Below are 21,760 nucleotides of genomic sequence, written 5' to 3' on the forward strand. Positions count from 1 at the left end.
CCGATGTCGCATGCTCTCGCTCAGGTCCAGGCTAGCATTGCAGAGGCCGAAATCCGAGCCGGTCGTCCGGTCGGGTCGGTAAGCTTGGTGGCCGTGTCCAAGACCCAGCCCTGGGAGAACGTCGCGCCGGTGCTCGAGGCAGGGCAGCGCGTGCTTGGCGAGAACCGGGTCCAGGAGGCCATGGAGCGCTGGGGCGACCGCCGCGAAGGCCTGGAGCTGCGCCTGATTGGCCCGCTGCAGACCAACAAGGCCCGCGAGGCGGTGAGCTTCTTCGACGTCATCGAGACCCTCGACCGCGAGAAGCTGGCCCGCGTGCTGGCCGACGAGATCCAGCGGGCCGGCAAGGCCCCGCGCCTCTACGTCCAGGTCAATATCGGTGAGGAGGCCCAGAAGGCCGGTATCGCGCCGGTGGAGGCCGACGCCTTCATCGCCGCCTGTCGGGGAACCTATGGTCTGCCGGTGGAGGGCCTGATGTGCATCCCACCCTTCGACCAGGACCCTGCGCCGCATTTCGCGGCCCTGCGCGCCATCGCCGAGCGCAACGGCGTCGAGAAGCTGTCGATGGGCATGAGCGACGACTTCGAGATCGCCATTGCCGAGGGCGCGACCTCCGTGCGGGTCGGGTCGGCGATCTTCGGCAGCCGCAATTACGGCTAGGCCACGATCTCCACGGCGTCGCCCGGCTTGGCGGCCGCCAGCACCGCCTCGATATCCGGCCGTTCCAGCGCCACACAACCCTCTGTGCCGGGATAACCCTCCCGCGCCAGGTGCATGAAGATCGCCGAACCCATGCCCGGAACCGGCGGGTCGTCATTATGGCCGAGTATCACCACCAGGTCGTAGACAGGGTCGTCGCGCCACATCCGTTCGGCGCTGGCCGGGTAGGGCAGTCTCACGGGTCGATTATAGTTCGGATCGCCCGGCGCATCGCACCAGCCGTCCTGCTCCTGCGTCGCTCGAATCGGCAGGGCGGTCGTCGGACCGTCTGGATAGACGTCCGGCCGGTACCAGACCTCGCGCATGACCCAGGTCCCCAGCGGGCTCTTGTTGTCGCCCTCGCGCTTGTCGGCGCCCGCGATCACGCCCGCCTTGCCGATCGCGCAGCGCAGGATCCGTCCGTCCAGCTCGAAACGGCCGTCAGCGTGGGCGCGAAACAGCATCGACGACCTACTCCTCAGACTAATGAACCTTCACGGGGTTGTCCCGAGGGGCCGCAGCGGTGCATGTTTCCCCTTATGGCGCAACGCAAGACCCTTCTGCTGATCGACGACGACGATGACCTGCGCGGCGCCTTGGCCGAGCAATTGGCCCTGCACGAGGAGTTCGCGGTCGCCGAGGCCTCGACCGCCGGCGAGGGCGTGCGGGTGTCGCGCGAGATCAAGCCCGACCTGATCCTGCTGGACGTCGACCTGCCCGACATGGACGGCCGCGAGGCCTGCCGCCTGATGCGCAAGAATGGGGTCACGGCCCCGGTGATCATGCTGACGGCCGCCGCCAGCGACAGCGACACGATCCTGGGCCTGGAGTCCGGGGCCAACGACTATGTCACCAAGCCCTTCCGCTTCGGCGTGCTGTTGGCCCGCATCCGCGCCCAGCTGCGCAGCTACGAGGCCTCGGAGGACGCCCTCTTCCGCATCGGTCCGTACGAATTCCGCCCGTCCGCCAAGCTCCTGGTCGACGAGAAGCAGAAGAAGGTGCGACTGACCGAGAAGGAAACCAACATCCTCAAATATCTCTACCGCGCCGGCTCCAAGCCCGTGTCGCGCGAGGAGCTGCTGACCGAGGTCTGGGGCTATAACGCCGGCGTCACCACCCACACGCTGGAAACCCACGTCTACCGCCTGCGCCAGAAGATCGAGCCCGATCCGGCCGTGGCGCGGATCCTGATTACCGAGATGGGCGGGTATCGCCTGCAGCCGTAACGAAAAAGGCCCGGTCAGCGATGACCGGGCCTTCTTGTATTCAGCTGTAACGCCTGAAGCTTAGGCGTTGCCGATCGGCTGGCCTTCGGCCTGGGCCTTGCGCGCGGCGTAGACGCCGGCGAAGTCGATCGGGTCGATCAGGAAGGGCGGGAAGCCGCCTTCGGCCGTGACGTCCGAGATCAGGCGACGGGCGTACGGGAAGAGGAAGCGCGGGCACTCGATCAGCAGCACCGGCTCGAGGTCGGCTTCAGCCACGCCCTCGATGTGGAACAGGCCGCCATAGACCACTTCGACGTGGAACACGGCTTGCTCGTCGCGCAGGGCGCGGGCCGAGAGCTTCAGGTCCACTTCGAACAGGCCATCGGGACGGCCGCGGGCGTTCATCTCGACACCCATGTCGATCGCGGGCTGGGCCGCGCCGGCGCGCAGGCTGTCGGGGGCCAGAGGATTTTCGAACGAGAAGTCACGGACGAACTGGGCCAGGATGCGGATGCCCGATTGCCCAGCGGCCTCTTCCGGGGTCCCCACGGGGGCAGTGGTGTCGGTCATTAGGATAAAATCCGTAATCAGCGTTCTAGAACGCCTGTAAGAAAGGTGCGCGCTGCTACCATGAGGGCCCGTCTGGCGCAACGCCAGGCGCCTGACGGGAGAACGCGTCTCGCCTATATAGACACCATTCGCTGGGCCAAAAGCCCGTCAACGGACGTTGAAGTGCTCCAGATCCTGTTCCTCGCCGCGGTCGCCGCTGTCGTCCTCTACCAGCTGTACGCCACGCTGGGCCGCCGCGTGGGCCGTCAGCCCGAGGATGTCGTCGACAAGACCATCAAGCCGGCCAACGGGACCGTGCTCGACGCCCTGCCCAATGTTCGCGCCGAGGACCTGGCGGCGATCAAGTCCAAGCAGCCCGACTTCGATCCGACCAAGTTCCTGTCCGGCGCCCGCGCGGCCTACGAGCAGATCGTCACGGCCTATGCCGCAGGCGACCGCGAGACGCTCAAGCCCCTGTTGGCCACCGAGGTGATGGACAATTTCGAGCAGGCCATGGCCTCGCGCGAAGCCGCCGGCCGCAGCGAGAAGGTCGAGTTCCTGACCCCGCCGCGCCTGGACCTGGAAAAGGTCGACGTGGTGGGCGATCTCGCCAAGGCGGTGGTGCGGATCCTGGCCGAGGTGCGCACCCGCACCAAGGACGAGCGCGGCGAAGGCGTCGACGATCGCCGCACCGCCGAGCTCTGGACCTTCGAGCGCGAGGTCAAGAGCGCCAATCCGAACTGGCTCCTGACCTACGTCGCCGCCGCCGAGGCGTAATGACCCGCGTTTCGACCCCCTTCGCGCCGCTGGTTCTGGCGGGCCTGCTGCTGAGCGCCTGCGCCAGCGCCGTCACGCCTCTGCCGCCGATCGCGACGGGGCCGACTCCGCCTCCGCCCAGCACGACGGTCCCGCCGCCGCCTTCGACGACCCTGCCGGCGACGGCGATGTCGTTCTCCAGCCTGGCTGGCTGGAGCGAGGACGACCACCTGGCGGCGCTCAACGCCTTCCGCGCTGGTTGCGGCGTCTCCAAGGACCCGGCCCTAACCCGCGTCTGCGGCCTGGCCAAGGCGACGGTGATCCAGGACGAGCAGGGCGCGCGGGCGTTTCTCGAGGCCAATTTCCGGCCCGAGCCGGTCGGCGACGAAGGCCTGCTGACCGCCTATTTCGCCCCGCAGTACGAGGCGCGGATGTCGCGCAACGCTGAGTTCACGGTCCCCGTGCGCGGCCTGCCGGCCGACCTGGTGGTGCTGGACCTGGGCGCCTTCGAGCCCGGCTTCGTGGGCAAGAAGATCACCGGCCACGTCGAAGGCCCGACCTTCGTGCCCTATCCGGCCCGCGCCGAGATCGAGGCCGTTCCGACTGACAAGCCCCTGGCCTGGATGCGGCCGGAAGAGCTGTTTTTCCTGCAGATCCAGGGCTCGGGCATTCTGGTCCTGCCCGACGGCCGCCGGGTGCGCGCGGCCTTCGCCGGCCACAACGGCAAGCCGTTCGTCGGCATCGCCAACGCCATGCGCGACCAGGGCCTCTTGCCCGACAACAACACCTCCGGTGACGCGATCCGCACCTGGCTGGCCGCGCATCGCGGTCCCGAAGCCGACGCGATCATGCAGCTGAACCCGCGCTACGTGTTCTTCAAGATGGCCGCCGATGATGGCAAGGAAGCCGTCGGCGCCGCCGGCGTACCGCTGCCGGCCGGCCGGGCCATCGCCGTCGACCCCAGCAAACACGGCTATGGCGGGCTCTACTGGCTGGACGCCGCCGCGCCCAAGCTGACGGGGGCCTTCCCGGCCTATCGCCGCCTGGCCGTGGCGCTGGACACCGGTGGAGCCATCAAGGGCGAGGTCCGCGCCGATCTCTATATGGGCAGCGGGACCGCCGCCGGGGCCGAGGCCGGCCGCGTGCGCCACGCCCTGCGCCTGTACCGGCTGGTTCCGCGGTCGTAGCGTGGCCAAGAAACCGCCGCCCGCACCTGAGGACGACAAGCGCCTCTGGAAGCTCGTCGCCTCGACCGTGACGCCCCGTGCGCCGGTCGCGCCCGAGAAGATGCGGTCCAAGGCCCGGATCCGGCCTTCGCTGAAGGCCGCCACGGCCCTGCCGGCCGATCCGCCGACACGGCTGGTCTCGATCGCCCCCCTGCGCGTGGCGCCCGAGGAGCTGAAGCCGGTTCCGGCCAAGACCCTGAAATACGCGCCCGACCGCATCGAGCCCAACCGCAAGCGCCGCATCGTCAAGTCGCACGACCCGATCGGCGCGCGCCTGGACATGCACGGCCTGGACCAGGACCAGGCCCGAGCGACGCTGGAGGGGTTTATCCGCAGAGCCTATGAAGACGGCCACCGCGCCGTGCTGGTGATCACCGGCAAGGGCAAGGTCGGCCACGGGGTGCTCAAGCAGCGCACGCCGGAATGGCTGGCGGGGCCCGCGGTGCGGGAGATGATCGCCGGGGTGTCGACCGCCGATCAGCGGCACGGCGGCGAGGGCGCGCTCTATGTGGCGCTGAAGCGGAAGGGCTAGCTCTTCCGCGAAGCCTTCTCGGCGATGCCGGAGGTTCCCTCGCGGGCCTCTAGCTTCTCCGCCACGGCGTCGAGCGACACGCCCGAGGCCGCCATTAGCGCCAGCCAGTGATACAGCAGATCGGCGCTCTCGGCCGCCAGGGCCTCAGGCCCTTGGGCCACCGCCGCGATCACGGTCTCGACCGCTTCCTCGCCCAGCTTCTTCGCCGCCAGCGCCGGATCGTTCAGCAGCTTGGCCGTATAGGACACCGACGGATCGCCGCCCTTGCGGGCTTCGATCGTGGCGGCCAGGCGATCCAGGACCTCGGTCAGGCGGCTCATGCGGCGCTCCGGTCCAGGCGCACGGGGATGCCGGCGTCGGCCATGGCCTGTTTGGCCTCGCCGATGCTGATTTCGCCGAAGTGGAAGATCGAGGCGGCCAGCACGGCGGCGGCGTGGCCTTCGCGGGCGGCTTCGACCAGGTGCTCGGTCTTGCCCGCGCCGCCCGAGGCGATCACCGGCACGTTGACCGCGCCCGTCACGGCCTTCAGCAGCGGGATGTCGTAGCCGATCTTGGCGCCGTCGCGGTCCATCGAGGTCAGCAGGATCTCGCCCGCGCCACGCTCGACGACCTTGGCGGCCCAGTCGACGACGTCCAGGCCGGTGTCCTTGCGGCCGCCATAGGTCCAGACGTTCCAGCCCGAGCCGTCCTCGCGCAGCTTGGCGTCGATGGCCACGACCACGCACTGGCTGCCGAAGGCGTCAGCGCCGCCGGCGATCAGGTCGGGGTTCTCGACGGCGGCGGTGTTGGTCGAGACCTTGTCGGCCCCGGCCAGCAGCAGGCGGCGCATGTCCGACACCTGCCGCACGCCCCCGCCCACCGAGACGGGCATGAAGCAGACCTCGGCGGTGCGCGAAATGACGTCCAGGATCAGGCCGCGGCCTTCGCTGGAGGCCGTGATGTCCAGGAACATCAGCTCGTCGGCGCCGGCGGCGTCATAGGCCCGCGCCTGCTCCACCGGGTCGCCGGCGTCGCGCAGGGAGACGAAGTTCACGCCCTTGACCACCCGCCCGTCCTTCACGTCGAGGCAGGGAATGATCCGGGTCTTCAGCATCAGACCGCCGCCGCGATCAGGGCTTCGGACGGCTTGATCGTGCCGGCATAGAGCGAGCGGCCCAGGATGGCCCCGGCGATCTCGACGCCCTTGCGGGCCTTGAGGCGCTCGATGTCGGCCACGGCGGCGACACCGCCCGAGGCGATGACGGGGATCGAGACGGCGTCGGCCAGTTCGCCCACGCCCTCGACATTGACGCCGGTCAGGGCGCCGTCGCGGCTGATGTCGGTGATGATCAGGGCGGCGACGCCGGCGTCCTCGAAGCGGCGCGACAGGTCGATGGCCGACAGATCCGACAGGCCGGTCCAGCCGTCGATGGCGACCTTGCCGTCACGGACGTCGACGGCCACGGCGATCTGTTCGGGCCACAGGCGGGCGGCCTTCTTGACCAGTTCGGGATCGTGCACGGCCACGGTGCCCAGGATGACGCGCGAGACGCCCGCCTCGATCCAGGCCTCGACGCCTTCCAGGGTGCGGATGCCGCCGCCCAGCTGCACGGGGATGGAGATCGACTCCAGGATCTGCTCGACGGCGGCAGTGTTGACCGACTTGCCCTCGATGGCGCCGTTCAGGTCAACGACGTGCAGCCACGAGAAGCCGTCCTTGACGAAGCGCTGGGCTTGATCGGCGGGCGAATTGTTGAAGACCGTGGCCTTCTCCATGTCGCCGTGCAGCAGGCGCACGCACTGGCCGTCCTTCAGGTCGATGGCGGGATAGAGGATCATGGGCGCCATTCCAGGAAGTTGGCGAGCAGGGCGAGCCCGGCACTTTGTGATTTTTCGGGGTGGAACTGTACGCCCGCGACATTGCCCTTGGCCACCGCCGCCGTGAACGGACCACCGTGGTCGGTCGTGGCGACGATATCAGCAGGGTCGGCCGCGTTCAGGGCGAACGAGTTGGCGTAGTACATGTGAGCGCCGTCCTCGATGCCCTGGAACAGGGCATGAGCGCGGGCGAAGCTGATGGCGTTCCAGCCCATGTGCGGGATGGTCAGCGAAGGGTCGGACGGCTCGAGCTTCTTCACCTGGCCGGCGATCCAGTCGAGGCCCGGCGTGACGCCAAACTCCAGGCCCTCGGTGGCCAGGAGCTGGTGGCCGACGCAGATGCCCATGAAGGGCACGCCGCGACCGTGCACGGCCTGGTTCATCGCCTCATAGACGCCGGTGGCGTCCAGGCCGGCGCGGCACGAGGCGAAGGCCCCGACGCCGGGCAGGAAGACGCGATCGGCCTTGGCGACAAGGTCGGGGTCAGCGGTGACGACAATCTCGGCGTCGAGCGCGCGGCGGCGGGCCGCCTCACGCAGGGCCTTCTCGGCCGAACGCAGGTTGCCCGACCCGTAGTCGATCAGGGCGACGGTCTGCATGGAGTATCCTTACAGCACGCCCTTGGTGGACGGCGCCTGGCCACCGGTCTTCGGGTCGATCTCGACCGCCTGACGCAGCGCCCGGGCCAGGGCCTTGAAGCCGCTTTCGGCCACATGGTGGGTGTTGTCGCCGTACAGCGTTTCCAGATGGATGCACGCCCCGCAGTTCATGGCGAACGCGTGGTGGAACTCCTTGAAGAGCTCGGTGTCCATCTCGCCGACCTTGGGCCGCTTGAACTCGACCTTCCAGATCAGGTACGGCCGGTTCGACAGATCGATGGCGCAGCGCGTCAGGGTCTCGTCCATCGGGATATAGGCCGCGCCAAAGCGCCGGATGCCCTTGAAGCCATCCAGCGCCTTGTTGATCGCCTGGCCCAACACGATGCCGGTGTCCTCGACCGTGTGGTGCATGTCGATATGCAGGTCGCCCTTGGTCTCGACCTTGAGGTCGAAGCCGCCGTGGCGCGCGAAGCTCTCCAGCATATGGTCGTAGAAACCGATGCCGGTGGAGATCGTCGAGACGCCGGTCCCGTCGAGATCGATCCAGACCCGGATCTGGGTCTCCTTCGTCTCGCGGACCACTTCAGCGGTGCGGGCCATGAGTGTCCTTAGAGTCCGTTCTTTTGGGCCAGCTCACGCAGGTTGACCTGCGGGCGCGGACCGTAGTGGTCGATGACCTCGGCGGCGGCGAGAGAGCCCAGCTGGCCACAGACCGGCAGCGGGCGACCCTGCGACAGGCCGTAGAGGAAACCAGCGGCGTATTGGTCGCCCGCGCCGGTCGTGTCCACGACTTTTTCCACGGGGTAGGCCGAGATTTCGTGAAGCTGCCCATTGGCGGCAATCACCGAACCCTTTTCGCCCCGGGTGACGGCGGCGATCTCGCTGCGTTCGGCCAGGGCCTTCACAGCGGCGTCGAAGTCGGTGGTCTCGAACAGCGAGCAGACCTCGGCCTCGTTGGCGAAGACGATGTCGCACTGGGTCTCGATGAAGCCCAGCAGGGCGCCGCGGTGACGGTCGACCATGAAGCTGTCGCTCAGGGTCATGGAGATCTTGCGGCCGGCGCCGTGGCTCAGCGCGGCGGCCTTGGCGAAGGCGCGGCGGGCTTCCGGCGGATCGAACAGATAGCCTTCCAGATAGGAATACTGGGCGGCTTCGATGATCTCGGGATCGACGTCGGCCGGGGTCAGCTCGACGCAGGCGCCCAGATAGGTCGACATGGTGCGTTGGGCGTCAGCGGTGACGTTGATTAGGCTCTGGGCGGTGGCGGGACCTTCGGCCAGCGACGGCGTGGTGAACACGCAGCCGATCGCCTTCATGTCGTGGCGGAACACGCGGCCAAGCTGGTCGTCGGCCACCTTGCCGATGAAGGCGGCCTTGCCGCCGAAGCTGGCGACGCCGGCCAGGGTGTTGGCGGCGCTGCCGCCCGAGGCCTCGATGCCCGCGGCCATGGCGTCATACAGGGTCGCCGCGCGCGCCGGATCGATCAGGGCCATCGAGCCTTTGGTCAGGCCTTCCTTGGCGAGGAAGGCGTCGTCGCACTGGGCGATGACGTCGACGATGGCGTTGCCGATGCCGGCGACGTCGTAGAGCGCGGTCATGGAGCGGGACAAACCTTTGAAAGAACAGGGGCGGGAAGCGCGGTAGGCGAAAGTGTAAACGGTTTCGCCGCCTAGCCGCGCGCTAGCCCCCAGAAAGTAGAGCCTGCTAATGCAGGCTCTACGCCACAAACACTTGGCGATTAAAGGATGTGGCCGCTCAAGGCAACGCAAGGCTTGCCCGGAGGACTGCGACATCCTAGCTGCGAAGCCCTAAGCCACGTGAGTAAACCAATGGTCGACGTCCTGATCCTGGTCCCCGCCCGCGACGAAGCCCGCTTCGCCAACGCCTGGAGCCCGCTGTTCGAGCGCCTGGCCGCGCCGCTGCGCGCCAAGGGTCTGAGCGTCGCCTCGCAGCCGTGGACCGACAAGATCGAGAAAGATCAGGCGCGGCTGGTCATGCCGTCCCTGGCTTGGGGCTATCACGGTCGCCAGGACGAATGGTTCGGCTTCCTGGACGGCTTGGAGCGCGATGGTATCCGGGTCGCTAACCCGGCCGCGACCATGCGCTGGAACTCGACAAAGACCTATCTGGTCGAGCTGGCCGGGAAGGGCGCGCCGGTGGTGCCGACCCATGCGCATGATCTGCTGACCCGCGAACATGTCCGCGCCGCCTTCGACGCCTTCGGGGTCGACGAACTGGTGGTCAAGCCGCAGGTCTCGGCCGGCTCGCACGAGACCATCCGGGTCAAGCGGCATGGTGGTTCGCTGGTCGGCGGTCCCAGCGGCCCGGCCCTGATCCAGCCGTTCCTGCCGGCGGTGGGCGAGGAGGGCGAGCTGTCGTTGTTCTTCTTCGACGGCCAGTTCAGCCACGCGGTGACCAAGGTCGCGGTCGAAGGGGATTTCCGGGTGCAGCCGCAGTTCGGCGGCCAGGTCAGCGAGATCGCGCCCGAGCCGGAGGCCCTGCGGGCAGCGGAGATGGTGCTGCAGGCGGCGGGCGAGGTCCTGACCTATGCCCGGGTGGATTTGATCCGAGGCCTGGACCACACGCCGCAGCTGATGGAGCTGGAGGTCATCGAGCCGGACCTGTTCCTGCAGCACGCGCATGATCGGGGCGGGGCGTTCGCCGAGGCGGTGGTGCGGGCGATCGGCTAGTAGGCCCAGATCCTCCCCCTAGCGGGGGAGGTGTTCGCGAAGCGAACGGAGGGGGAAGAGGCAGGCTCAGCAGCACTTCCCCCTCCGGCCTTCGGCCGCCTCCCCCGCTAGGGGGAGGATCTTGGGTCAGGCCCCCAGAAACAACTCCCGCGACGGACACAGGTCGCTAATCCTGCAAACCTCGCACTTCGGCTTCCGCGCCACGCAGACATATCGCCCGTGCAGGATCAGCCAGTGGTGCGCCCGCGTCTGGTAGGGCGGCGGCACGATCCGCATCAGGTCCTGTTCGACCGCATCAGGGACCTTGCCGGCCGACAGCTTTAGCCGGTGCGAGACCCGGAACACATGGGTGTCGACGGCGATGGCCGGTTCGATGTCCAGTTCGTTTAGCACCACCGAAGCCGTCTTGCGGCCCACGCCCGGCAGAGCCTCCAGGTCGACGCGGTTCAGCGGCACCTGGCCGCCATGCTTGTCCATCAGGATGTGCGCCGCGGCGATGACGTTCTTGGCCTTGGTGCGGAACAGGCCGATCGAGGCGATGTACTTGATCAGCCCCTCTTCGCCGAGCTCCAGCATCTTTTCGGCGCTGTCGGCGACCTGGAACAGGGGGCCGGTGGCCTTGTTGACCTGGACGTCGGTGGCTTGCGCCGACAGGGCCACGGCGGTGACCAGCTCGTAGGCGTTCGAATAGTGCAGCTCGGTCTTGGGATGCAGTTCCAGGCTCTCGAAGCGCTCGAACAGGATCTCGACGCGTTCCCGCTCGTCGGGGCTGATCCGCTTCTGGGCGGGTTTTTTCTTCTTCGGAGCGGGAGCCTTGGCCATGGCGCGGACCATGCCGTGATGCGCGCGGCTCGCCAAGCACGTGGAGCGCCCCTAGATTTGGGGCCGACCGCAAGAACCGGGCGGACGCCGTTATGCGAGGGCCGTAATTTATGAGCATGGCATACGACGCATCCCCCCTTCCGGAGACCGTGAGCCCAGAGACCGCCAGCGAAGAGCTGGTTCGGCTGGCCGAGCGCTCCGTCGACTATCACCGCATGGCCAAGGCGCTCGACTGGCTGGCCGAGCGGTGGTCGGATCACCCGTCGCTGGACGAGGCGGCCCAGGCCGTGGGCCTGTCGCCGTTCCACTTCCAGCGCATCTTCACCCGCTGGGCGGGGGTCAGCCCCAAGAGCTTCGTCTCGGCCATCGCCCATGCCCAGGCCCGGCGATCGCTGGAGGCCGGCGGTACGGTGCTGGACGCGGCCTTCGACGCCGGGCTCTCCGGTCCGTCACGGCTGCACGACCTGTTCATCGCCCAGGAGGCCGTGACCCCCGGCGAGGTGCGCCGGCGCGGTGCGGGCATGCGGCTACGCTGGGGCTGGGCCCCGACGCCGTTTGGCCGAGGCCTGTTCGTGATGGCCGATCGCGGCCTGGCGGGCCTGGCCTTCTCGGACGGCGACGATGAGGCGACCTTCGCCGACATGCATCGCCGCTTTCCGGCCGCCGACTGGATCCGCGACGACATGGCCGCCCAGGCCACGGCCCTGCACGCCTTCACCGGCGGAGAGGGGCCGCTGCCGGTGGTGCTGATCGGCTCGCCCTATCACGTGCAGGTCTGGAAGGCGCTGTTGCAGATCCCGACCGGCGAGACGGCCACCTATGGCCAGGTCGCCTGCTGGGCGGGCAAGCCCAAGGCCTTCCAGGCCACCGGCGGCGCGATCGGGGCCAATCCGATCTCGCTGCTGATCCCGTGTCACCGGGCCATCGGCAAGAGCGGCAAGCTGACCGGCTACCACTGGGGCCTGGCCCGCAAGGCGGCGATCCTGGGCATGGAGGCGGTTCGCGCCGCCTCCTAATCGCCCTTAGAGGATGAAGCGGCTCAGATCGGCGTTGGCCGCCAAGGCCCCGATGCGCTCTTGCACGTACTTGGCGTCGATCGCCACGGTCTCGCCGCTGCGGTCGGCCGCCGAGAAGCTGATCTCCTCGACCACCTTTTCCATGATCGTCTGCAGGCGGCGGGCGCCGATGTTCTCGACCGAGCCGTTCACGGCCACGGCCGCGTCGGCCAGGGCGTCGATCGCCTCGTCCGAGAAGGTCAGGGTCACGCCCTCGGTCAGCATCAGGGCCTGGTGCTGGCGGATCAGGTTGGCTTCCGGCTCGGTCAGGATACGGCGCATGTCGTCGCGTGACAGGCCCTTCAGCTCGACGCGGATCGGCAGGCGGCCTTGCAGCTCGGGCAGCAGGTCGCTGGGCTTGGCCACATGGAAGGCGCCCGAGGCGATGAACAGGATGTGATCGGTCTTCACCGGACCATACTTGGTCGAGACGGTCGTGCCCTCGATCAGCGGCAGCAGATCGCGCTGCACGCCTTCGCGGCTGACATCCGCGCCCGAGCGCTGCGAGCTGCTGGCGACCTTGTCGATCTCGTCCAGGAAGACGATGCCGTGGTTCTCGGCCAGCTCCAGGGCTTCCTGGGTCAGGGCCTCCTGGTCCAGCAGCTTGTCGCTTTCCTCGGCGATCAGCGGGGCCCAGGCGCCGGAGACGGTGGTCTTGTGGGTCTTGGTGCGATTGCCGCCCAGCGACTTCATCATTTCCGACAGGTTCAGCACCTGGGCGCCGGGCTGGCCGGGGATCTCGAAGCTGCCGCCGCCACCGGTGTCGGCCAGCTGCAGCTCGATCTCCTTGTCGTCCAGCTCGCCGGCCCGCAGCTTCTTGCGGAAGCTGTCGCGGGCGGCGGTCGAGCCGGGGCCGGTCATGGCGTCCAGGATCCGCTCCTCGGCGGCCGCCTCGGCCTTGGCCTTCACCGCGGCGCGACGCTTGTCGCGCACCATCGAGAGCGCACTTTCCACGAGGTCGCGGACGATCTGGTCGACGTCGCGGCCGACATAGCCGACCTCGGTGAACTTGGTGGCTTCCACCTTCAGGAACGGGGCCTGGGCCAGCTTGGCCAGGCGGCGGGCGATCTCGGTCTTGCCGACGCCGGTGGGGCCGATCAGCAGGATGTTCTTGGGGGTGACCTCGTCACGCAGGTCGGCCGGCACGCGACGGCGGCGCCAGCGGTTGCGCAGGGCCACGGCGACGGCCTTCTTGGCCTCGGCGTGGCCGACGATGTAGCGGTCCAGCTCGGAAACGATCTCGCGGGGGGAAAACTCGGTCATCGGTCGTTGATCAGGGTCTCGAAGATCAGGCGCCACCCATCGGGTCGCCTCTGCCAGACATGCATATAGTGAGCTTGGGCGGATTTTTGACCCGGCTCGCTCCAATGAGCCTCGCCATGGGTCCAGACGAAGTCGCCGGCCTTCGACGCGCCGCCGCCGCGCAGGGTCAGAGTCGTAGATGTCGGGCGCAGCGCCAGACGCTGCTCGGCGGCGGTCGGCGCGAGCTCACGGGTCCCGCGCGGCCCCAGAAGGCGGGCGTCGCTCGTCAGGAAAGCCTTGTAGGCAAGGGCCGTGTCTTGCTTAGCTTTCTGGCTAAGCGTTGCCTCGGCCAGGCGGACGGCGTCGAAAGCCTTGGCGGGGCTGGATTCTCCGGCCTTCGCGACCTGACCATGGATCGCCGCAACCTCTGGACCCTGGGCGGAAACAGCGTCGCCCGGACCGCCGCCGTCATAGATCCAGCGCCAGGTCCCGTCGGCGTCCTTGCGCCAGATCGAGGCGTACCAGCCGGCCCGCTTGCCGTTGAAGGCCGAGGGACCGATCGACAGGCCTAGATCGCCGGACTTGGCCGCCACCACATAGGCCGGCCACCATTCCAGCTTGGGCTCGCCCTCGCCTGACCTTGTCTCGTACAGGGCCTTGGCGCTGACCGGGGTAGGGTCGAAGACCATGGCGTCGTCGGCCATGTGCTTCAGGAACGAGCCCCTGATCCCCAATTTCAGGCCGTCGGCCGCGAAGGCGCGCTCGGCAGCCTCAATCTGGGCGGCGGGGGTCGTGGCGACCGACAGGGCGAAAAAAGCGGCGACGAGCATGGCGAAGGATCCTCCCGGCCGCGATCAAGCGCCGCCGGGAGCAGGTCCGCATCCGTCTTGCGACGAAAGCCTACAGCACTTCGACGGTCAGGTTTCCGTTCGTGTAGACGCAGATCTCGGCGGCGATGCTCATCGCCTTGCGGGCGAGCTCTTCGGCCGAAAGGTCCTGGTCGATCAAGGCCTTGCCGGCCGCCAGGGCGTAGTTGCCGCCCGAGCCGATTGCCGCCACGGCGTTGCCGTCGGCGCTTTCGCCCGGCTCCAGCACGTCGCCGACGCCGGTGACGGTGTAGATGGCGGTCCTGTCGGCCACCAGCAGCATGGCTTCCAGCCTGCGCAGGTAACGATCGGTCCGCCAGTCCTTGGCCAGGTCGACGCAGGCGCGGGCCAGCTGGTCGGGATACTGCTCCAGCTTGGCCTCCAGACGCTCAATGAGCGTGAAGGCGTCGGCCGTGGCGCCGGCGAAACCCGCCACCACCTTGCCGCCGGCGAGGCGTCGCACCTTACGGGCGTTGCCCTTGACGACGGTTGGCCCCATGGAGACCTGTCCGTCGCCGGCGATCACGGTCTGTCCGTTCTTGCGCACCGCCAGAATGGTCGTGCCGTGCCAGTCGGGGAAGGAATTGCTGCTTTGCATGGCTTCGCATGTGGCGAGGCCAGGCCGGAGGGTCAAGCGCCATGAGTTTTTCAGAGGCCGAGGTCGAGCGCTACGCCCGCCACCTGGTCCTGCGCGAGATCGGCGGCCCGGGGCAGCAGAAGCTGAAGGCGGCAAGGGTTCTCGTGGTCGGGGCCGGCGGCCTGGGCGCGCCGGCGGCGCTGTATCTGGCCGCCGCCGGGATCGGGACCATCGGTCTTGTCGATCCGGACACCGTCTCGCTGTCGAACCTGCAGCGCCAGGTGCTGTACGCCGCCACCGATGTCGGCCGGCCCAAGGTCGAGGCGGCGGTCGAGCGGCTGGGCGCGCTGAACCCGCACACGACCATCGAAACCCATCCGGTATGGCTGGACGCCGCCAATGCCGGCGACATCGTCTCGCGGTATGACCTGGTGCTGGACGGCACCGACGACTTCGCCACCCGCTTCGCCGTCAGCGACGCCTGCCTGGCCCATGGCAAGCCTCTGGTCAGCGGCGCTCTGGGCCGCTGGACGGGCCAGGTCGGGGTGTTTCACGGCAAGCCCTGCTATCGCTGCCTGGTGCCCGAGGTCCCGCCGGACGCCGAGACCTGTTCGCTCGTCGGCGTGGTTGGCGCTCTGGCCGGGGTCATCGGCTCGATGATGGCCCTGGAAGCGGTCAAGCTGGTGGCCGGAGCCGGTGAGCCCTTGTCCGGCAAGCTATTGATCTATGACGCCCTGGCGTCCGAGACTCGCACGGTGCGGATCGGGGCCGATCCCCATTGTCCGTCGTGCGGCGCTTGACGGCTTTCGTATAACGGCGTTCGGTTGGTTTTGATGGGGTCTCTCGGGGGAGGGCGGAAATGAAGATGCTGCTCCGCGGTCTGGCGACCGCTCTCTTGCTGATCGTCGGGCTGGCGGCGGTGGGCTGGCTGCTGCTGCAGCGGCCGGACATTCCGTATGCGGCGCTGGAAGCCAAGTATGGCTATGCCGACAGCCGCTACATGGACCTGCCGGGCGGGGTGCGGGCGCACTATCGCGACGTCGGGCCGCGCGACGCGCCGGTCATCGTGCTGGTGCACGGCTTCGCCGCCTCGACCCACGCCTGGGACGGCTGGGTGAAGGCGCTGTCGAGCGACTACCGCGTGGTGGTGCTGGACCTGCCCGGCCACGGCCTGACCCGCACGAGCGATGCCTATGTCGTCCAGCCCGACAGCTTCGAGAACGTCGTCGACCAGGTGACCCGAGGCCTGGGCCTGACCCGCTTCACCCTGGGGGGCAACTCGATGGGCGGCGAGGTCGCCTGGACCTATGCCTTGGACCATCCCGACCGCGTCGCGCGCCTGATCCTGGTCGACGCCGCCGGCTGGCCGACCAAGGGGCGCGGCGGGGCGACGATCTTCAAGTTCTTAGGGAATCCGGTGGGCCGGCGGGTGCTGAAGGAGATCGAGATCCGCCCGCTGATGACCCAGGCGCTGAAGGCGGCCTATATCGATCCCAAGCTGGTCACCCCGGCCCTGATCGATCGTTATGTCGACCTGGCCCGCGCCCCCGGCCATCGCACGGTGCTGCTGGGCCAGCGGCCGCGCCGGGTGGCCACCGCGCCGGACCTGTCGACCATCCACGTCCCGACCCTGGTGATCTTCGGCCAGGACGACCGGCTGATCCCGCCCGCCGACGGCGAGAAGTTCCACAAGGCCATACCGGGCGCGACCCTGATCCTCTATCCGGGCGTGGGCCACGTGCCGATGGAGCAGATCCCCGACCGTTCCGCCGCCGACCTCAAGGCCTGGCTGGCGGCGCATCCGGCCCAGTAGGCTAAAGCATCGAAGGAATAACCCGGTCCGGCGGCCGGTGGCCGTCCATGAAGGTCTTCACGTTGACGATGACCTTCTCGCCCATGTCGATGCGGCCCTCGACCGTGGCCGAGCCCATGTGGGGCAGCAGCACGACATTGGGCAGCTTCAGGAGCTTGGGATTGATGGCCGGTTCGTGCTCGTAGACGTCCAGGCCGGCGCCGGCGATCTCGCCCTTGGCCAGCATGTTGGCCAGCGCGCCCTCGTCGATCACCTCGCCCCGGGCCGTGTTGACGATCACCGAATGGGGCCGCAGCAGCTTCAGCCGGCGGGCCGACAGCAGATGATAGGTGGCCGGGGTGTGCGGGCAGTTGACCGAGACGAAGTCCATCCGGGCCAGCATCTGGTCCAGGCTTTCCCAGTAGGTGCAGCCCAGCTCCTCGGCGATGCGCGGGCTGACGGGCTTGCGGTTGTGATAGTGCACCTGCATGCCGAAGGCCTTGGCGCGGCGGGCCACGGCCTGGCCGATGCGGCCCATGCCGATGATGCCGATCCGCTTGCCCCACAGGCGCCGGCCCAGCATCCAGGTCGGCGACCAGCCGTGGAAGCCGCCGGCCTTGACGACCTCGGCGCCCTCGACCACCCGGCGCGACGTGGCCATGATCAGGGTCATGGTCAGGTCGGCGGTGTCCTCGGTCAGGACCCCCGGCGTATTGGTGACGATGATGCCGCGGGCATTGGCGGTGGCGACGTCGATATTGTCCACGCCGGCGCCGAAATTCGCGATCAGCTTGAGCCGATCGCCGGATCGCGACAGAAGACGCGAGTCGATACGATCGGTGATCGTCGGCACCAGCACGTCGGCGCGACCCATGGCGTCGACCAGTTCATCCGCCGTCAAGGGTTTGTCGGAGACGTTCAGTTCGGTGTCGAACAGTTCGCACATCCGCGTCTCCACCGGATCGGGGAGTTTGCGGGTGACGATGACTTTGAGCTTGCGAGCGGCCATGGGCGGTTTGAAAAGCTCTCACTGACGGGCGTTTGAAAGCTGTAGCAAAGGGGCCCGAGGGGGCCAAGCAACATGCCGTCGAAAAGAGAACATCGTTCGCTTCGTGTCGTCTTTGGGGCGATCTGCGTGTTGTTGGCGGGGCCGGCTTTCGCCGAAGGCCCTCGGATAACGCCCTCCGGCCTGGAAGTGCCGCGCTACGTCTCGCTGAAATACGCGGAAGTGAACGCCCGTAACGGCCCGGATGAGGCCCACCAGCTGCTGTGGATCTACCACGCCAAGGGCATGCCGGTGCAGATCGTGGCCGAAACCCGCGAGTGGCGGCGGATCTGTGATCCCGAAGGTGGTTTGGCCTGGGTCCACCGCCGGGTGATCGACGGCCGCCGCTCGGCCATGCGGGTGCAGCCAACCAATCTGGCTTTGCTCAGCGCCCCCAAAACGGGGGCCAAGGTCAGCGCCTATCTGAAGGGCCGTTCCACCGCCAGCCTGGACAAGTGCGAGGGCGGCTGGTGCCGTCTGCGGGCCGACGGCTCGTCGGGCTGGGCGCGTGAAACCGACATCTGGGGCGCGGACCCCGCCGTCCAATGTCGCAAGGGATAGGAACATGTGGCCTCAGGGAAACGTTGAGACCTGACCCGCCGCCGTGCTAGGGCGTCCCCTATGCAGAAGAACGCCTATACCTACGAAGAACTCCTGGCCTGCGGTCGCGGCGAGCTGTTCGGCCCCGGCAACGCTCAGCTTCCGGCCCCGCCGATGCTGATGTTCGACCGTATCGTTCGGATCGAATCCGACGGCGGCAAGTACGGCAAGGGCTATGTCGAGGCTGAATTCGACATCAATCCCGACCTCTGGTTCTTCGGTTGCCACTTCATCGGCGACCCCGTCATGCCCGGCTGCCTGGGCCTGGACGCCATGTGGCAGCTGGTCGGCTTCTTCCTGGGCTGGTCGGGCGCGCCCGGTCGTGGCCGCGCCCTGGGCGTCGGCGAGGTGAAATTCACCGGCCAGGTGACCCCGGACGTCAAGAAAGTCGTCTACAAGATCGACCTGAAGCGGGTGATCATGCGCAAACTCGTCATGGGAATCGGCGAAGGCGTTCTGGAAGCCGACGGCAAGGTGATCTACGAAACCAAGGACCTGAAGGTCGGCACGTTCACCGCCGAACAGATGGCGTCTTGATCCGTTAGACGAGACCGGCCCCCGAGAGTCGGTCCCTTAGCGGGTCGCCTGGGGGAGAAGAGGATTTACAATATGCGTCGCGTCGTCGTCACCGGACTGGGGATCGTCTCGTCCATCGGCAACAACGCCAATGAGGTGTTGGCGTCCCTGCGGGAAGCCAAGTCCGGCGTGGTCTCCGCGCCGGAATATGCCGAGCGCGGGTTCCGCTGCCAGGTCCATGCCGCGCCCCAGATCGAGTGGGAGTCGCTGGTCGACCGCCGTGCCGCGCGCTTCCTGTCGCCGGGCCTGGCCTATGCCCACGTCGCCATGGAGCAGGCGATCGCCGATTCCGGGCTGGAAGAGGGCGAGATCTCCAACGAGCGCACCGGCCTGATCGTCGGTTCGGGCGGTCCCTCGACCAGCATCATCGTCGAGGCCGCGGCCACGACGGTCGAGAAGGGCCCCAAGCGGATCGGCCCGTTCGCGGTGCCTAAGGCCATGAGTTCGGGCCCGTCGGCCGTGCTGTCGACCTGGTTCAAGATCCGCGGCATCAACTATTCGATCAGCTCGGCCTGCGCGACCAGCGCCCACTGCATCGGCGCGGGCGCCGAGCAGATCCAGCTGGGCAAGCAAGACATCATCTTCGCCGGCGGCTGCGAGGAGCTGGACTGGACCCTGTCGAACCTGTTCGACGCCATGGGCGCCATGTCGACGCACTTCAACGACACCCCGGCCGTGGCCAGCCGCGCCTATGACAAGAACCGCGACGGCTTCGTCATTGCGGGCGGCGCGGGCATCGTGGTCCTCGAGGAATACGAGCACGCCAAGGCGCGCGGGGCCAAGATCTACGGCGAACTGGTCGGCTACGCCGCCAATTCGGACGGTTTCGACATGGTCGCCCCGTCGGGCGAGGGCGCGGCGCGCTGCATGAAGCTGGCCATGGCCGAGGCCGGCGGCCGCACCATCGACTACCTGAACCCGCACGGCACCTCGACGCCGGTCGGCGACAGCAAGGAGATGGGCGCGGTGCGCGAAGTCTTCGGCGACAAGGCCCCCCTGATCTCGTCGACCAAGTCCCTGACCGGCCACAGCCTGGGCGCGGCCGGCGCGCAGGAGGCCATCTACTCGATCCTGATGCTCAACAACGGCTTCGCCGCCGAGAGCGCTCACATCGAGGAGCTGGACCCCGAGTTCGCCGACCTGCCGATCCTGCGCCAGCGGTCGGACAAGCCGCTGGAAACGGTGATGTCCAACAGCTTCGGCTTCGGCGGCACCAACGGCACGCTGATCTTCAGCCGCGCTGACTAGGGCGAGCGGGCGTCGGTGAGCGCTCGCGAGGCCTTCAATCTCTACAAGGCCGGCCGGTTGGCCGAGGCTGTCGCGCTGTGCGAGCGGCTGGTCTTGGCTGCGCCTAGCGTCGAGGCTTGGCACATTCTGGGCGTCTCCCGGCTGGGTCTAGGGCGCGCGGAGGGGGCGCTGGACGCCCTTGATCAAGGGCTGGCATTGGATAGTAAGCGGCCTGGCTTACTGTCGGCAAAGACCTTGGTTCTCAATAGCTTGGGGCGCGATGCCGAGGCGGTGGTCGCTGGTCGCGCGGCCCTGGCGGCTGATTCCGACAATCCGCCGGTGCTCAGCGCTCTAGCCGTCTCGCTGCAGAGACTCGGCGGTTTCGAAGAGGCGCTGGCGGTTCTCGACCACCTCGTCCAGGCCTCGCCGGGCGACGCTAAGACGCTGGCCAACCGCGCGGCGCTGCTGTTGCTGCTGAACCGGCCCGCCGAGGCGGCGCGAGACCTGGAAGCGGTGATGGAAATCGATCCGCTGCATCCCCGCCTGGCCGGCGACCTGATGTGGGCGCGCCGCCAGACCTGCGACTGGCGCGAGGACGCGGCGCTGGACATGCTGGTCAAGGCCGAGCTGAAGCTTGGCCGCGCGGTGATCGCGCCGTTCGCGGCCCTGGCCATCTTCGATGAGCCCGTCGTGCACCGCCGCTGCGCCGAGCTTTCCGCGCCACCGCCGGTTCCGGCCCCGGTATGGCCGCAGCGGCTGGAAGGGACGCGGATCCGCGTGGCCTATCTGTCGGCCGACCTGCACGAGCACGCCACGGCTCGCCTGCTGGCCGGGGTGCTGGAGGCGCATGACCGCGAGCGCTTCGAAATCTTCGAGGTTTCGTATGGTCCGGAACTGCAAAGCCCTATGCGGGACCGCCTGAAGGCGGCCTGCGAGCACTGGGTCGAGGCACGAAAACTCAACGATTCCAACATCGCTGCCCTCTGCCGGGAGGCAGGGATCGACATCGCCGTCGACCTGAAGGGCTACACCCAGGACGGCCGGCCGGGGGTCCTGGCCCATCGCGCGGCGCCGGTGCAGGTCAGCTGGCTGGGGTATCCGGGGACCCTGGGCCGCCATGCCGACATCGTGCTGGCCGACGCCGTCACGATCCCGCCGGGCGAGGAGGGCCAATGGTCCGAGGCGGTGGTCCGCCTGCCGCTCTACCAGCCCAACGACGCCCTGGGCGCGGTGACTCTACCGCCCAGTAGGGCCGAGGTTGGTCTGCCCGAGGGCGCGGTCGTGCTGTGCTGCTTCAACAACCCGGCCAAGATCACGCCGGCGACCTTCACGGCCTGGATGGCGATCCTGAAGGCCGCGCCGGACGCCGTGCTGTGGCTCTATGACGGCGCGCCAGGCGCGGTCGAAAACCTGCGTCGTGAGGCGGAAGGGGCGGGGGTGGCGCCCGAACGACTAGTCTTCGCTGGACCCGTTCCACACGAAGCGCACCTGGCGCGTCACGCCCTGGCCGACCTGGTGCTCGACACCTGGCCCTATGGCGCCCACACCACGGCCAGCGACGCCCTGCGCATGGGGGTTCCAATACTAAGCCTTCCAGGCAAGAGTTTCGCCAGCCGGGTCGGGGCCAGCCTGCTTACCGCCCTGGATCTTCCGGAACTGATCACAACCGATTCAAAGGCTTACGTCGTCACGGCGTCCCGCCTCGCCAACGATCGCGCGGCCCTGGCGACCCTCAAGGCGCGGGTGGCCGAGCGTATCCGGACCGCCTCGGTGTTCGATCCCTCCGCCTTCGCCCGAACGCTCGAGGCGGCTTTCGAGAAAATGATCACCCAAGGTTGATCGCGCTCA

26 protein-coding genes and 1 pseudogene are annotated in these 21,760 nt (G+C 68.1%); 13 read left to right on the forward strand and 14 right to left on the reverse strand.

Annotated elements, in window-relative coordinates:
• The first annotated feature begins 3 nt into the window (after window positions 1–3).
• On the forward strand, window positions 4–657 hold the full coding sequence (locus AC07NF_RS12615) for a YggS family pyridoxal phosphate-dependent enzyme (protein WP_494626308.1): 654 nt from the start codon (window positions 4–6) through the stop codon (window positions 655–657).
• On the opposite strand, the gene AC07NF_RS12620 is transcribed toward AC07NF_RS12615, so the two are convergent.
• Window positions 654–1,160: a L,D-transpeptidase family protein gene (locus AC07NF_RS12620; protein WP_494626310.1), complete on the reverse strand. Its 507-nt coding sequence runs from the start codon at window positions 1,158–1,160 to the stop codon at window positions 654–656. The two genes, AC07NF_RS12615 and AC07NF_RS12620, sit on opposite strands and share 4 nt — an antisense overlap.
• 75 nt (window positions 1,161–1,235) lie before the next feature.
• Between AC07NF_RS12620 and AC07NF_RS12625 the strand changes: the two genes are divergently transcribed.
• Window positions 1,236–1,922, forward strand: a complete 687-nt coding sequence (locus AC07NF_RS12625; RefSeq protein ID WP_252635320.1) for a response regulator transcription factor — start codon at window positions 1,236–1,238, stop codon at window positions 1,920–1,922.
• Window positions 1,923–1,982: 60 nt separating this feature from the next.
• Here the strand turns inward: AC07NF_RS12625 and secB are convergent, their stop codons facing one another.
• Complete coding sequence (secB, locus tag AC07NF_RS12630) at window positions 1,983–2,471, reverse strand: protein-export chaperone SecB (protein ID WP_492816120.1); 489 nt, start codon at window positions 2,469–2,471, stop codon at window positions 1,983–1,985.
• 126 nt (window positions 2,472–2,597) lie between these two features.
• On the opposite strand from secB, the gene timA reads away from it, so the two are divergent.
• The 3 genes from timA to AC07NF_RS12645 are packed head-to-tail and all read left to right on the forward strand — an operon-like array spanning window position 2,598 to window position 4,964.
• Entirely contained in the window at window positions 2,598–3,227 is a 630-nt protein-coding gene (timA, locus tag AC07NF_RS12635; protein ID WP_494627562.1) for a TIM44-related membrane protein TimA, read from the forward strand.
• Window positions 3,227–4,393, forward strand: a complete 1,167-nt coding sequence (gene mltA, locus AC07NF_RS12640; protein ID WP_494626313.1) for a murein transglycosylase A — start codon at window positions 3,227–3,229, stop codon at window positions 4,391–4,393. The genes timA and mltA overlap by 1 nt, the downstream gene beginning before the upstream one ends.
• A gap of 1 nt (window position 4,394) precedes the next feature.
• The gene (locus tag AC07NF_RS12645) at window positions 4,395–4,964 is read left to right on the forward strand and encodes a Smr/MutS family protein (protein WP_494626315.1); all 570 of its coding nucleotides are present in this window, start codon (window positions 4,395–4,397) and stop codon (window positions 4,962–4,964) included.
• Here the strand turns inward: AC07NF_RS12645 and AC07NF_RS12650 are convergent.
• The 6 genes from AC07NF_RS12650 to AC07NF_RS12675 are packed head-to-tail and all read right to left on the reverse strand — an operon-like array spanning window position 4,961 to window position 9,018.
• Window positions 4,961–5,284 carry a phosphoribosyl-ATP diphosphatase gene (locus AC07NF_RS12650; protein WP_494626317.1) on the reverse strand — a complete coding sequence of 108 codons (324 nt, stop codon included), beginning with the start codon at window positions 5,282–5,284 and terminating at the stop codon, window positions 4,961–4,963. The genes AC07NF_RS12645 and AC07NF_RS12650 overlap by 4 nt on opposite strands.
• Window positions 5,281–6,057 carry an imidazole glycerol phosphate synthase subunit HisF gene (gene hisF / locus AC07NF_RS12655; protein WP_454718573.1) on the reverse strand — a complete coding sequence of 259 codons (777 nt, stop codon included), beginning with the start codon at window positions 6,055–6,057 and terminating at the stop codon, window positions 5,281–5,283. The genes AC07NF_RS12650 and hisF overlap by 4 nt, the downstream gene beginning before the upstream one ends.
• Window positions 6,057–6,791, reverse strand: a complete 735-nt coding sequence (gene hisA, locus AC07NF_RS12660) for a 1-(5-phosphoribosyl)-5-[(5-phosphoribosylamino)methylideneamino]imidazole-4-carboxamide isomerase (protein WP_494626320.1) — start codon at window positions 6,789–6,791, stop codon at window positions 6,057–6,059. The genes hisF and hisA overlap by 1 nt, the downstream gene beginning before the upstream one ends.
• Complete coding sequence (gene hisH, locus AC07NF_RS12665) at window positions 6,779–7,420, reverse strand: imidazole glycerol phosphate synthase subunit HisH (protein WP_494626322.1); 642 nt, start codon at window positions 7,418–7,420, stop codon at window positions 6,779–6,781. The genes hisA and hisH overlap by 13 nt, the downstream gene beginning before the upstream one ends.
• A 9-nt stretch (window positions 7,421–7,429) precedes the next feature.
• Window positions 7,430–8,020: an imidazoleglycerol-phosphate dehydratase HisB gene (hisB, locus tag AC07NF_RS12670; RefSeq protein WP_492816106.1), complete on the reverse strand. Its 591-nt coding sequence runs from the start codon at window positions 8,018–8,020 to the stop codon at window positions 7,430–7,432.
• Between the two features lie 8 nt (window positions 8,021–8,028).
• Window positions 8,029–9,018 (reverse strand): adenosine kinase, encoded by a 990-nt coding sequence (locus tag AC07NF_RS12675; protein WP_494626324.1) that lies wholly within the window; start codon window positions 9,016–9,018, stop codon window positions 8,029–8,031.
• Between the two features lie 231 nt (window positions 9,019–9,249).
• Here AC07NF_RS12675 and AC07NF_RS12680 point away from each other — a divergent pair, with 231 nt between their 5' ends.
• Complete coding sequence (locus AC07NF_RS12680; protein ID WP_494626326.1) at window positions 9,250–10,110, forward strand: ATP-grasp domain-containing protein; 861 nt, start codon at window positions 9,250–9,252, stop codon at window positions 10,108–10,110.
• Between the two features lie 8 nt (window positions 10,111–10,118).
• Here AC07NF_RS12680 and AC07NF_RS12685 read toward each other — a convergent pair.
• Both AC07NF_RS12685 and nth read right to left on the reverse strand, forming a co-directional pair.
• Window positions 10,119–10,231 (reverse strand): annotated as a pseudogene (locus AC07NF_RS12685) (hypothetical protein); the annotation flags it as partial.
• A 5-nt stretch (window positions 10,232–10,236) separates the two neighbouring features.
• Window positions 10,237–10,944, reverse strand: a complete 708-nt coding sequence (nth, locus tag AC07NF_RS12690) for an endonuclease III (RefSeq protein WP_494627564.1) — start codon at window positions 10,942–10,944, stop codon at window positions 10,237–10,239.
• A gap of 98 nt (window positions 10,945–11,042) precedes the next feature.
• Here nth and AC07NF_RS12695 point away from each other — a divergent pair, with 98 nt between their 5' ends.
• On the forward strand, window positions 11,043–11,948 hold the full coding sequence (locus tag AC07NF_RS12695) for a methylated-DNA--[protein]-cysteine S-methyltransferase (RefSeq protein ID WP_494626328.1): 906 nt from the start codon (window positions 11,043–11,045) through the stop codon (window positions 11,946–11,948).
• A 6-nt stretch (window positions 11,949–11,954) separates the two neighbouring features.
• Here the strand turns inward: AC07NF_RS12695 and hslU are convergent, their stop codons facing one another.
• The 3 genes from hslU to hslV all read right to left on the reverse strand — a co-directional run bounded on the left by hslU (window position 11,955) and on the right by hslV (window position 14,729).
• Window positions 11,955–13,250: an ATP-dependent protease ATPase subunit HslU gene (hslU, locus tag AC07NF_RS12700; protein ID WP_492816098.1), complete on the reverse strand. Its 1,296-nt coding sequence runs from the start codon at window positions 13,248–13,250 to the stop codon at window positions 11,955–11,957.
• Complete coding sequence (locus AC07NF_RS12705) at window positions 13,247–14,059, reverse strand: DUF4440 domain-containing protein (protein ID WP_494626331.1); 813 nt, start codon at window positions 14,057–14,059, stop codon at window positions 13,247–13,249. Before AC07NF_RS12705 ends, hslU begins: the two co-directional genes overlap by 4 nt.
• 70 nt (window positions 14,060–14,129) lie before the next feature.
• Complete coding sequence (gene hslV / locus AC07NF_RS12710) at window positions 14,130–14,729, reverse strand: ATP-dependent protease subunit HslV (RefSeq protein WP_494626333.1); 600 nt, start codon at window positions 14,727–14,729, stop codon at window positions 14,130–14,132.
• Window positions 14,730–14,734: 5 nt separating this feature from the next.
• Here hslV and AC07NF_RS12715 point away from each other — a divergent pair, with 5 nt between their 5' ends.
• Window positions 14,735–15,472, forward strand: a complete 738-nt coding sequence (locus tag AC07NF_RS12715) for a HesA/MoeB/ThiF family protein (RefSeq protein WP_494626336.1) — start codon at window positions 14,735–14,737, stop codon at window positions 15,470–15,472.
• Between the two features lie 59 nt (window positions 15,473–15,531).
• Window positions 15,532–16,485 carry an alpha/beta fold hydrolase gene (locus tag AC07NF_RS12720; protein ID WP_494626338.1) on the forward strand — a complete coding sequence of 318 codons (954 nt, stop codon included), beginning with the start codon at window positions 15,532–15,534 and terminating at the stop codon, window positions 16,483–16,485.
• Window position 16,486: 1 nt separating this feature from the next.
• On the opposite strand, the gene AC07NF_RS12725 is transcribed toward AC07NF_RS12720, so the two are convergent.
• Window positions 16,487–17,473, reverse strand: coding sequence for a 2-hydroxyacid dehydrogenase (locus AC07NF_RS12725; RefSeq protein ID WP_492816088.1), 987 nt, complete (start codon window positions 17,471–17,473; stop codon window positions 16,487–16,489).
• A gap of 72 nt (window positions 17,474–17,545) precedes the next feature.
• On the opposite strand from AC07NF_RS12725, the gene AC07NF_RS12730 reads away from it, so the two are divergent.
• The 4 genes from AC07NF_RS12730 (at window position 17,546) to AC07NF_RS12745 (ending at window position 21,751) form a co-directional block, all read left to right on the forward strand.
• Complete coding sequence (locus tag AC07NF_RS12730; protein WP_494626340.1) at window positions 17,546–18,070, forward strand: SH3 domain-containing protein; 525 nt, start codon at window positions 17,546–17,548, stop codon at window positions 18,068–18,070.
• Between the two features lie 60 nt (window positions 18,071–18,130).
• Window positions 18,131–18,646: a 3-hydroxyacyl-[acyl-carrier-protein] dehydratase FabA gene (gene fabA / locus AC07NF_RS12735; protein WP_291876404.1), complete on the forward strand. Its 516-nt coding sequence runs from the start codon at window positions 18,131–18,133 to the stop codon at window positions 18,644–18,646.
• 72 nt (window positions 18,647–18,718) lie between these two features.
• The gene (gene fabB, locus AC07NF_RS12740; RefSeq protein WP_494626343.1) at window positions 18,719–19,933 is read left to right on the forward strand and encodes a beta-ketoacyl-ACP synthase I; all 1,215 of its coding nucleotides are present in this window, start codon (window positions 18,719–18,721) and stop codon (window positions 19,931–19,933) included.
• A gap of 234 nt (window positions 19,934–20,167) precedes the next feature.
• Window positions 20,168–21,751: an O-linked N-acetylglucosamine transferase, SPINDLY family protein gene (locus AC07NF_RS12745; protein ID WP_494626345.1), complete on the forward strand. Its 1,584-nt coding sequence runs from the start codon at window positions 20,168–20,170 to the stop codon at window positions 21,749–21,751.
• Window positions 21,752–21,760: the final 9 nt, after the last annotated feature.

It is taken from the genome of Caulobacter sp. GW821-FHT10A06 (assembly GCF_059415805.1).